Origin of the sequence: Streptomyces silaceus (genome assembly GCF_001419745.1) — a bacterium.
GTDB classification, from domain to species: Bacteria; Actinomycetota; Actinomycetes; order Streptomycetales; family Streptomycetaceae; genus Streptomyces; species Streptomyces silaceus.
In genome coordinates this window covers 133,904-145,097 of the sequence record NZ_LIRJ01000034.1, presented here as the reverse complement: position 1 = coordinate 145,097, position 11,194 = coordinate 133,904, and the positions used below count along the sequence as shown (strand labels likewise).

General features: G+C 75.8%; 6 protein-coding genes. All 6 read right to left on the bottom strand.

Annotated features, from left to right (window positions below; genetic code table 11):
• Nucleotides 1-1,874, bottom strand: a 1,874-nt coding sequence (locus AOK22_RS04020) for a sensor histidine kinase (protein ID WP_055697137.1), incomplete at its 3' end; no start/stop codon positions are given.
• Nucleotides 1,875-2,029: 155 nt separating this feature from the next.
• Nucleotides 2,030-2,710, bottom strand: coding sequence for an ABC transporter ATP-binding protein (locus AOK22_RS04015; RefSeq protein ID WP_055697136.1), 681 nt, complete (start codon nucleotides 2,708-2,710; stop codon nucleotides 2,030-2,032).
• 86 nt (nucleotides 2,711-2,796) lie between these two features.
• On the bottom strand, nucleotides 2,797-4,092 hold the full coding sequence (locus tag AOK22_RS04010) for an alginate lyase family protein (protein ID WP_055697135.1): 1,296 nt from the start codon (nucleotides 4,090-4,092) through the stop codon (nucleotides 2,797-2,799).
• A 103-nt stretch (nucleotides 4,093-4,195) separates the two neighbouring features.
• Nucleotides 4,196-5,143, bottom strand: coding sequence for an ABC transporter ATP-binding protein (locus tag AOK22_RS04005; RefSeq protein ID WP_055697134.1), 948 nt, complete (start codon nucleotides 5,141-5,143; stop codon nucleotides 4,196-4,198).
• Complete coding sequence (locus AOK22_RS41270) at nucleotides 5,136-7,919, bottom strand: hypothetical protein (protein ID WP_055697133.1); 2,784 nt, start codon at nucleotides 7,917-7,919, stop codon at nucleotides 5,136-5,138. The genes AOK22_RS04005 and AOK22_RS41270 overlap by 8 nt, the downstream gene beginning before the upstream one ends.
• Nucleotides 7,916-11,188, bottom strand: coding sequence for an ABC transporter permease (locus AOK22_RS03995; RefSeq protein WP_244164687.1), 3,273 nt, complete (start codon nucleotides 11,186-11,188; stop codon nucleotides 7,916-7,918). Before AOK22_RS03995 ends, AOK22_RS41270 begins: the two co-directional genes overlap by 4 nt.
• Nucleotides 11,189-11,194: the final 6 nt, after the last annotated feature.

The window sequence follows — 11,194 nt, the reverse complement described above, 5'->3', positions numbered from 1 at the left end:
TGGCTGACCGCGGCCAGCAGGGCGGTCCGGATCCGGTTGCCCTCGGCCAGCGTGCGGGCCTGGTCCGCCTCCGACTGCAGACGCTGGCGGTCCAGGACCACCGCCGCCTGCGCCGCGAACGCGGCAAGCACCCGCCGGTCCTCGGCCGGCAGCACCCGCCCCGACAGCGCCAGCGCCATGTGGTCGCCCACCGGCATGTCGACATCGGCGTCCTCGGGCCGCTTCAACGCCTGCCCGTCCCCGACACTGCCCGCACACGTCCACGGAGCCGTGTCCCCCGCCCGCTCCAGCAACGCCACCGAATCCATCGCGAACGTCTCCCGCACCCGCTCCAGGAGCGCGTCCAGACTGGTCTCCCCGCGCAGCACACTGCCCGCGAGGAAGGAGAGTATTTCCGACTCGGCGCGCAGCCGGGCGGCCTGGTGGGTGCGGCGGGCCGCGAGGTCGACGACGGAGGCCACGGACACCGCGACGCCCACGAAGACGGCGATCGCGACGATGTTCTTGTTGTCGGAGATCGTCCACAGGTGCTGCGGCGGCGTGAAGAAGTAGTTGAGGAGCAGCGAGCCGAAGGCCGCCGACGCCAGGGACGGGAGCAGCCCGCCGAGCAGCGCGGCGGCCACCGTCAGCGTCAGGAAGAGCAGCATGTCGTTGGCGAGGCCGAGGTCGACGTCGACATGGGTGAGCAGCAGCGTCAGGAGCGCGGGTCCCGCGACGCCGACGAGCCAGCCCGCGATGATGCGGGAGCGGCCCAGGCGCGCGCCGCGGGCCACGGGCAGGCCGCGCCCCTTGGCGACCTCGCCGTGGGTGACGAGGTGGACGTCGAGGTCGGGCCCCGACTCGCGGGCCGCCGTCGCGCCGACGCCGGGCCCGAAGACGTACTGCCAGGTCTTGCGCCGCGAGACGCCGAGGACGATCTGGGTGGCGTTCACGCCGCGCGCGAAGTCGAGCAGGGCCGCGGGGATGTCGTCGCCCACGACGTGGTGGAAGGTGCCGCCGAGGTCCTCGACGAGGGTGCGCTGGACCGCGAGTTCCTTGGGGGACGCGGCGGTCAGGCCGTCGCTGCGGGCGACGTAGACGGCGAGGACCTCGCCGCCGGCGCCCTTCTCGGCGAGGCGGGCGGCGCGTCGGAGCAGGATGCGGCCCTCGGGGCCGCCGGTCAGGCCGACGACGATGCGTTCGCGGGCCTGCCAGGTGGAGCGGATGTTGTGCTCGCCCCGGTACTGCTGGAGGTACTCGTCGACCCGGTCGGCGACCCAGAGCAGCGCGAGCTCGCGCAACGCGGTGAGGTTGCCGGGTCTGAAGTAGTTGGAGAGGGAGGCGTCGATGCGGTCGGGCTTGTAGATGTTGCCGTGCGCCATGCGGCGGCGCAGCGCCTGGGGCGACATGTCGACGAGCTCGATCTGGTCGGCGCGGCGCACCACCTCGTCCGGGACCGTCTCGCGCTGGCGCACTCCGGTGATCGACTCGACGACGTCGCCGAGGGACTCCAGGTGCTGGATGTTGACCGTCGAGACGACGTCGATGCCGGCGGCGAGGAGTTCCTCGACGTCCTGCCAGCGCTTGGCGTTGCGCGATCCGGGGACGTTCGTGTGGGCCAGTTCGTCGACGAGGGCGACGGCGGGGGCACGCTCCAGGACCGCGTCGAGGTCCATCTCCGTGAACGTGGTGCCGCGGTACTCCAGCTCCTTGCGGACCACCTGCTCCAGGCCGTGCAGCATCACCTCGGTGCGCGGCCGGTCGTGGTGCTCCACGAACGCGACCACGCAGTCGGTGCCGCGCTCGACGCGGCGGTGTGCCTCGGAGAGCATCGCGTACGTCTTGCCGACGCCCGGTGCCGCACCGAGGTAGATCCGAAGCTTGCCGCGTGCCATGGCCCCATTGTCTTCCCGAAACTGCTGTGTACGCAGCGTCGACCTTACGGCCAACAATTCCGGCATTAGGGACGAGGGGGTGCGGGGGTGCCGTCCTTGACAGAACCCTGATGCGCGCCGGGGCACGCCCCTGGCGCGCTTGGGGGGCGGGCGGCTCAGTGCTCGGCGATCTCGCCGTCGCGCAGTTCGAGGACCCGGTCGGCGAGGTCGAGGAGCGTGGTGTCGTGGGTGGCGACGAGGGCGGTGACGCCCTCGCCGCGGACCACGGCGCGCAGCAGTTCCATCACGGCGAGCCCGGTCTCCGCGTCGAGCTGCCCGGTGGGTTCGTCCGCGATCAGCAGGGAGGGCCTGTTGGCGAGCGCGCGGGCGATGGCGACGCGCTGCTGCTGTCCTCCGGAGAGCTCGCCGGGCCGCTGCCGCGCGTGGTCCGCGAGGCCGACGAGGGCCAGGAGGAGGGCGACGCGCTCCTCCCGTTCGCGGGGGTCTGCCTTCTTGAGCCGGAGCGGCACGCCGACGTTCTCCGCGGCGGTGAGGATGGGGATGAGGCCGAAGGACTGGAAGATGAAGCCGAGGCGGTCGTGGCGCAGCTCGAGCAGGCCGTTCTCGCCGAGGCCCGCGAGTTCCACGCCGTCCACGGCGATCTTCCCGTGGTCGGGGACGTCGAGTCCGCCGACGAGGTTGAGCAGGGTCGTCTTGCCGGATCCGGAGCGGCCCTTCAGGGCGACGAGCTCGCCGCGCGGGACGGTGAAGGAGACTCCGCGCAGGGCGTGGACGGCGGCGGCCCCGGTGCCGTACGTGCGGTGCAGGTCCTCGACGACGACCACGCCTTCTGTCACCGGACGCTCCCCCCGTACGCGCCCCCGGGTCCGCGGGGGCCGGGCGCCAGTATCGTCGGCGGGCGCCCGGCCCGACAAGGTGCGGATCAGCGGGGATTGCCCGCGTGCGTGAGGGTCTCCCAGGCGACGAAGAGGTTGTTGGAACCCGCCGGGCGGTTGCGTTCGGTGAGCTTCCGGGTGTTGGTCATGGCGTGGCCGAGGCGTCCGGCGAGGGCGTTGTAGCCGACCTCGGTGACGGGGCCGAGGCCGCGGTGGACGGTGCCCTTGCAGAGCGAGGCGGGCGGCGCCTCGCCCAGTTCGTACGTGGCCTGGAAGCCGAGGCCCTGGCGCAGCCGCTCGCCGACGTCGGTGCCGTAGAGGTCCTCGCCCTGGATGCGGCTGGTCTCGGCGACGTGGGAGATCGCGGAGAGGCCGTACCCGGTGTGGGTGAAGTCGCGGCAGGTCTCCTGGGTGAGACCGGTGGTGAAGGTGCCCTGCCCCTGCCAGTACTTGACGATCTTCTCGCGGGTGTCGAGGTGCTGGCTGGGCACGGTCTTCGGCAGCGCGCCGTCGGAGGCGAGGTAGACGTACGCGGCGGTGCGCGTACGGAACGTCGCCATCGCCTTGTCGTACGACGCCTTGTCCTCCAGGAAGACGGAGATGCCGATGGCGGCCTCCATCATCGACAGCTCCCAGTTCCCGTTGGAGTTCGAGCCGTTGATGATCTCGGGCAGGTAGACGCCGCGCAGCATCGTGGCGAAGCGGCCCGAGTTCGCCCAGGTGCCGGTGTACGTGTGCTTGATGATCTCGGCGGCGCGCGGCCAGCTGGAGCCCGCCCAGCCGGTCTGCAGCGGGGCGTTGCTGTTGGTGTGGTCCTTGAGGACGGCAGACCAGGCGTCCATCAGCTCGATCGACTTCTTCGCGTAGCGCTCGTCGCGCGTGATGTACCAGGCGAGGGCGGTGGTGTACGCCGCTATCGCGTCCTCGCGCTCGTCCGTGCAGCCGTGGTTGGGGTCGGAGTAGGAGCCGCACTCCACGACCGCGCGGGGCTTGGGGGTGCGGGACAGGGAGGCGTACGTGCTGCCCGTCATCTGGCCGTAGGCGGACTTCCAGGGCTGGGCGCCGGCGGTGACCTTCTCGCGGGCGAAGTCCAGCTGGCCGCGGGAGACGGTGACTCCGGGGTGGACGAAGGCGGAAGGGGCGGCGGCCTTCTCCGCGGTGATCGAGGAGACGGCGGCGGCCTTCTTCCCGCCGGTCGAGGGCGCGGCGTCGGCCTGCTCCGCGCCGGGCCAGGCCATGAATCCGGCGACCAGGGCGGCCACTACGGAGACGACGGCCACGCCTACGGAGTGGCGTGGTCTGCGGCGGCGCGGGGAGCGTGCGGGAGTGGAGGCGTACGGCATGGGGGGGCCATCCGTTCCTGTATGTGAACGTCAAGTGCCTTTCTGAACACGCGCGTTGGGCCGTGACCCTAGGTACGGACCAGCCTTCCGTCAAGGCGTGAAGTCAGAGCCCGACGTCAGAGCCCCCGCTCGGGCGACCCCCGACCGTGGGCCCCGCCCCATCCGGCCACACCCCCACATGGTCCGCCTCCGCCGTCAGCCGCACCCGGCCCCGCAGCCCGTACCGCTCGACGTACTCCCCCGGCAGCTGCAGCCGCCCCGCCTTGTCCAGAACCGTGAACTCCTCGCCCGCTCCGCCCTGTTCGCGGAGCGTCTCCGTGGACGTGCGGCCGTCACGGATGCGCACCGTGCGCCGGACCTGTTCGGAGACCAGGGTGTCGTGGGTGACGACGAGGACGGTCGCGCCGAGTTCCTCGTTCGCGCGGCGCAAGGCCGCGAAGACGTCCTCGCCGCTGGCCGTGTCCAGCTCCCCGGTGGGCTCGTCGGCGAGCAGCACGCGTGGGGAGTTGGCGGTGGCGACCGCGACGGCGACGCGCTGCTGCTCGCCTCCGGAGAGCTCGGCCGGCCGCCGGTCGCGGCAGTGCGCGACGCCGAGCACGCCCAGCAGCTCGGCGGCCCTCTCCTCGCGCGAACGGCGCGGCACGCGCGCGTACTTCATCGGCAGCGCCACGTTCTCCAGCGCGGTCAGATAGGGCAGCAGATTGCGCCCGGTCTGCTGCCAGACGAAGCCGACGGTGCGCCTGCGGTAGCCGAGCCGTTCGCGGCGGCCCATGGTGAGCAGGTCGTGTCCCGCGACCTTCGCGCGGCCCGCGGTGGGCAGGTCGAGCCCGGACAGGATCGACAGGAGCGTGGACTTGCCCGACCCCGAGGCGCCCACCAGGGCGACGCACTCGCCCTCCGTGACCACCAGGTCGAGCCCCTGCAGCGCCTGCACCTCGACCTCCTCGGTGCGGTAGACGCGCACGAGGTTGTCGCAGACGACCAGGCCCTCGTCCGCCGCGGGGCGCCCCGCGGCGCGGGCCCGCGCCTCCAGCTCGGCCAGTTCAGTCATCGGCCCTCCCGAGTCGCAGGACGGCGCCGAGCCCACGGCGCCGCCCGAGCCAGGTCTCGACGCCCACCGCCGCGGCGACCAGGACGCAGAGTCCGGCGCCCAGGGCCGCGGTGAACAGCGCGTCGACGTGCCGGTCGGGCGCGGTGGGCCCGCCGGTGAACTCCCGCAGATCCAGGGCGGGTCCGAGCAGCGAAGGCAGCGTCAGACCCAGCGCGACGCCGCCCGCGACGGCCGCGAGCACCATCGGCAGGAGCTGCAGCAGCTGGAGCCCGGAGGCGGCGCGTCCGCCGAGTCCGAGGGTGCGCAGATGGGCGGTGGTGCGCCCGCGCGCGGGCGCGGACAGGAGCAGTTCGAGGACGAGGGCGAGCAGCGCGAGGAGCACGGCGAGCGCGGTGCAGGCGGTGTGCGCGGTGGTCACGGCGGCGATCAGGCCGTCGTCGGCCGCGTCGGCCTCCTCCTCGGCGCGGATGCGCAGATCGCCGGTGTTCGCGCCCGGGGCGGCACGCGGCACGAGGGAGCGCAGCGCCTCGGCGTCCAGGTTCCGCCCGTACAGGAGCAGCGCCGTCTCCTCGAAGTCCGTCGCCTTGAAGGCCTTCAGGTCGCGGTTGTCGGCGAGCAGGAGGCGCTGGCGGTCCACGGTGGCGCCGCGCACCGGTCCCAGCGCGGCATCGCGCGCCGCGGACTGGGGCAGGTGCCCCGTCACCCGCAGCCGGATCGTCTTGCCGTACCGGGTGTACGTGAGCAGGTCCCCGGCGTGTCCTTCGGAGGCGAGCACCCGGATCTCCCGGCCGGTGCCGCCCCGGGTGAGCCCGGCGTCGGTCAGCGCGCGGGCGGCACGCGAATCCCCCGCCGCCTTGCGCAGCTCCGCGCCGTCCACCCCGATCAGGCTGGCGATGCCGTACCGTCCCCCGTCCGTCCCGCTCACCGGATCGACCCGCAGCTGCCGCACCGTCACGGTGTCCCGCACGCCACGCGCGCGTGCGAGGCGGTCCGCCATGCCGGGGTCGCGCCCGGCCCCCAGGAAGGAGGCGTCGGCGCCGACCTGCCAGGCCGCCGCGGCCCGCCGCCCCTCCTCCAGCGTCCCGGAGACGAGCCCTCCGAAGACGGCACCCGCCAGCGTCACCACGAGGACGAGCAGCGCGAGGCCCCGCGCGGGCGCCTCCTTGGCGGCCCGGGACAGCGCCACCAGTGCGACGGCGCCCCGCCCCCGCGCCGCCCACCGCGCCACCACGCGGACCGGCCAGGGGTAGCACCGCACGAGCACGGCGACGGTCGCGAGGCCCAGCAGCACCGGCACGGCGGCGAGCAGCGGGTCGGGACCCGCCGTGCCCTCGGTGCCGCGCGCCCGCAGCGCGGAGACGCCGCCGGCCGCGAGCAGGACGACCAGCGCCTCGACGACGAGACGGCGCCCGGCGCCGCGCGGCTCGCGGTCCCTGAGCACGGCCCGGTCCCGCAGGGCGAACCAGGTGAGCGCGGGCAGCAGCAGCCAGGCGAGCACGGCGACGGCGAGTCCGGTGCCGTACGCGGGTGAGCCGCCGGGCAGCGCCGCGGCGAGTGCGCAGCCCGCGCCGTAGCCGAGCGCCCCGGACGGCGCGCTCCATCCGGCGCGGCCCAGGGCGACCCCGGCGGCCGACGCGCCGCGCGCCCGTATCAGCCGGTCGGCGCCGAGCCGCCGGCGGACCGCCAGGAGCGCGGTCACCACGGCGGCGGCGAGGCCCACGCCGAGCAGTGAGGCCTGCGCGAAGGAGATGACGACGGCCGCCTGCCGCCACTGCCCGCCGAACGCGTCGAAGGCCTCCGGCAGTTTCGTGGAGGTCTCCAGCTCCGTGGCGGGGTGGGTGCCGATCAGGCACCACTTGCCGCCGAACCCGCCGCGCCCGCAGAAGTCCTCGCCCGCCGCGATCGGGTAGCGGGCCATGACGCGGTGGAACGCCCGCTCGCCGCGCTCGCCCACGAAGCGTCCGGCCACCTCGGGACCGGCCACGACCCGCATGTTCCAGTCGACGGTCAGCTCGGCGCCGGACCGGTTCTGCAGCACCTCGGCGGCGCGCGGCGCGATCAGCGCGGCGACGTCCGGGGCGGCCCCGGCGACGCCCGGCAACGGCCGGGCCAGCAGCGGTTTCTCGGCCCACAGGCGGCGCTCCCCCGCGGCCCGGTAGACGCCGACCACGCGCCCCACCACGTCGACGTTCTTCAGCGCGGCGTCCCCGAGCGGGATCCGCTGTCCGACCCGCAGCCCCAAGGCGTCACGCGTCCGCGTGGACACGGCGAGCTCGACGGTCCGCTCGCGTGCGCGGGGCGCGCGCCCCTCCACGTACGCGGCACGCCCCGGCGCGTCCGAGGCGTACACCAGGGACAGCGCGATGCCGCCCTTCACCTCGCCCTTCACCGTGGGCAGCTGGATCCGCGTGGAGTCGTGCACGAGGCCGTCGCGCAGGGCGCGCGGGGCGGCGTTCTCGATCGTCTCCGTGTACCGGGCGAGGTCGGCCCCGAGGTCGCTGCGCTCGCCGGGCGCGGGCTCCTCCGGGTCGAAGCGCGCGCTGTGGACCACGCCGGGCGTCGCGCGCTGCTCCTGCGCGAACCGCCGGCCCAGGGCCTCGGCCGCGAGCCGTTCGGCGAGCGGGGGCCCGGCGGCGGCGATCACCACGAGCACGGTGATCAGCAGCGCGAGCCCGCCGGCCAGGGGCAGTTCACGCCCCCGCACCCGTCGGACCGCCTCGCCCGTCCGGGCGACGGCGCGCCCGCTCCGCCTGACGTCGGGGCCGCGCCCGCTCACCCGTCCTCCCCCGCCCGCAGCACCCGCGCGAGATCCACGCGCCCCAGGACCCGCGCGGCCACCGTCACGACCGCGCAGATCACCGCGGCCGTCGCCCCGGCGGTCAGCGTCACGCGCACCCACGGCACCTCGGTGACGAGGCCGGGGAAGACCGGCCGCCCGTCCGCGTCGACCGTCACCACGGGCATGATCAGCGCGGCGAGGGCGGTGCCCAGCACCGTGCCGAGGACCGCCGCGGCTCCGGCCAGCGCCAGCTGCTCGGTCCACAGGTACGCGGCGAGCTGGCCGCGCCGCACGCCGAGCGCCCGCAGCAGCGCGAACTCCCGTTCCCTGGCCCGCGCGGAGAGCACCGTGTGCAGGGCGAACGCGATGACGGCGAAGGCGGGCGCGAGCACCAGACAGAGCACCAGGGCCCCGCGCGCGCCGCGCCGCAGCGGGTCCTCGGCCAGCTCGTCCCGGACCAGCGGCACATCGACCGCGTGCCCCAGTCGCGGGTCCTCGCGCACCGCCGCCGTCGCGGGCGCGGTGTCCGTCCCGCGTACGTCGACCCACCAGGCGCTCTCCGCGCCCGGCAGGGACCCGCTCAGCGTCCACTGGGCGGCCATCGCGCGGGAGTCGGCGAGCAGCCGCGGCCGGTCGCGCGGCTGCCCCGGCACCGCCGCGATCCGCCCGACGATCCTGACGCGCGCGCTGCCGCCCGTGCTGCGCCGGACCGTCACGGTGTCGCCGACCCGCACCGCGCCCGACGCGAGCAGCGCGTCGTCGGCGAGCGCGGGCGCGGCGGGGCGCCCCTTGGTCCGGTCGGTGCCGAGCCGGACGCTCCAGGTGGGGTACTTCAGGTCTCCGTCGGGCCCGCGCAGCACCGCGTCGACGAGCGTGCCGCGCCCGGGGCGGTCCGCGCACAGGACGGGCCCGGGGGCGTCCTTGCCGTCCGGCCGCTCCCAGCCGCCCGCACGCTCCCGCTCGCGCCCGGCGCCGGGGCAGCCGGCCCGCAGCCGGGAGGGCGGCTCCGTCCGCAGGTCGTGCCAGCGCGCCGCGCGCGTGAGCCCGGGCACCTGGTCGACGGTCAGGTGGTACGTCCGCCGCGTCCGCTCGCCGACCATGCTCAGGTCGATCTGCAGAATGCGTACGTCACCGCCGCGCGCCCCCACCGCGAGCGGTACGGTCCTGGCGCCGCCCTCCTTGATCACCACGGAACTCGTGTGGGTCAGTCCGTCGCCGTCCTCGAAGAAGACGGTGAGCCGCACCGGCACGACCGTGCCGCTCCCGCTCGCCGTCATCCGTACGCGCAGCGGCAGTTCGTCCACCGGCTTCCGGCCCTCCCCACCGACCGGAAGCCCATGGTCCGGAACGCGCCGGCCGAGGGGCGCCACGAGGTCGCCGAGGGGCCGGTCCGCGAGGTCGCCGCGCAGCCACGGCACGGGTCCGCGCCGGGTGTTGATCGCCGTGACGGCCACGGCGTCCTGGCCGACGTACGCGTCCGAGGTGATCACGGGGGTGACGGCCTCGGCGCCCGGCAGCCGCTCGTAGGCGGTGCGCCGGCGCTCGGGCGGCACCCCGTCGCCGGGCTCGACGCGCAGGTCGGCGCCGACCCGGAAAGCGGCCTGGTCGCGGTCGCCGCGGTCCAGGACGGCCAGCGCCGTGCTGCTGAGCGCGGCGACGGCGAGGGCGAGGGTGACGACCAGGGCGGGTCCGGCGTGCCGGGCCGCCCTGCGGGCGAACTGCCAGCCGCCGAGCGGCAGGACGAGTCCGGCGCCGCGCCGCGCGAGCGGGTCGACGGCGCGGGCGAGCAACGGCAGCAGCCGCAGCACGAGCAGCGCCGCGGCCACGGTCATCGCGACGGGCGCGAGCACCAGGACCGGGTCGACGCCGCTGCCGCCGGTCACCGGCGAGCGGTACTGCCACAGCTGGAGCCAGCCGAGCACGGCGACCGCGGCGAGCGCGAGGTCCGCCCCGAACCGCTGCGCGCCCGCGAACCGCGCGATCCGCAGCCGGAGCCGGGCCACCGCCCGCCGGTCCCGCACGGTCCGTACCGTCGGCAGGAGCACCGCGACGCCGTGCACGGCGAGCGCGGCCAGGGCGGCCGTCCAGCCCACGGCGGTCGCCGCCGACGCGGGCACGTCGCCCTCGATGAGCCCGGCCCCTTCGAGCGCGCCGAGCAGCGGGCCCGCGAGGTAGGGCGCGGCGAGACCGGCGGGCACGGCGACGCAGGCCCACTGCGCGGCCGCCGACAGGGCGATCCGCCGGGTGCCCGCGCCGCGCGCGGCCAGCAACGCCAGCTCGGGGCGCCGGTGTTCGGCGAGCTGGCGCGCGGTGAGGACGAGGGCGGCCACGGCGAGGGCGGCCAGCAGTGTCGCGGGGACGTAGAGCCCGGCACGGGCCACGGCGATCGGGGTGGTGAGCCGGTCGAGCGCCCGGCGCAGCCCGGCCGAGAGGGTCAGCCGGTCGGCGTCGGCCCCGGCGTCGCGGCTCACGGAGAGCGCGGCGTCGCTGCCCGCGAACCGCTTGGCGCGCTCCTGGAGCGGTTCGATGTCGCCGAGCCGCAGCCCGCCCGCGTCGGGCACCCCGAGCCACAGGTCCGTCGCGTCCCCGGCGAGCGCGCGGTGGCCCGCGAGGTCCGCGCGCGGGACGACCGCGATCGAGTCGGGCGTCCCGAACGTGCTGCTCAGCGAGGCCCACAGGGCGGGCGAGCGCTCCCCGGCCGCGTACAGCCCGACGACCTTCATCCGTACGAGCCGCTCGCCGGCGCCCCGCACGGTGATCCCGTCGCCGGGCCGCACGGCGAGCCGCGCGGCGGCGTCCCCGGTCAGGGCGACCTCGACGGCCCGGCCGCCGGGGCGCGGCCAGCGTCCGGCCTCCAGCGCGGCGTGCCGGGCCGCGCCCTCCAGGGCGACGACGGAAACGGTGGCGTCCTCGCGGGGGTGGCCCGCGGCTTCGGTGACGGGGAGTTCGGTGTTGCGGGCGGCGGGCGCGCGCAGCGCCGACCAGGTGTGGTGGGGTACGTCGCCGTAGGCGCGGGCCAGGGCGGCACGGACGGCGCGGTCCAACTCCCGTGCCCCGGCGGCCCGATGGGGGCCCGCGGCCTCGACGACGGCCTCGCGGTCCGCGGCGAGCCGCCGCTGCACCCCGCCCTCGACGGCCTTCTCGGCGAGCGTCGCGAGGGCGGCGAGCACGGTGGCGGCGAGCAGCACGGCGAGTCCGGCGGCCCCCAGGACAAGCCCGTGGTGCCGACTCGCCCGCACCGCCGCGGGCACGCGCCGTCCCCTCACCGCTCC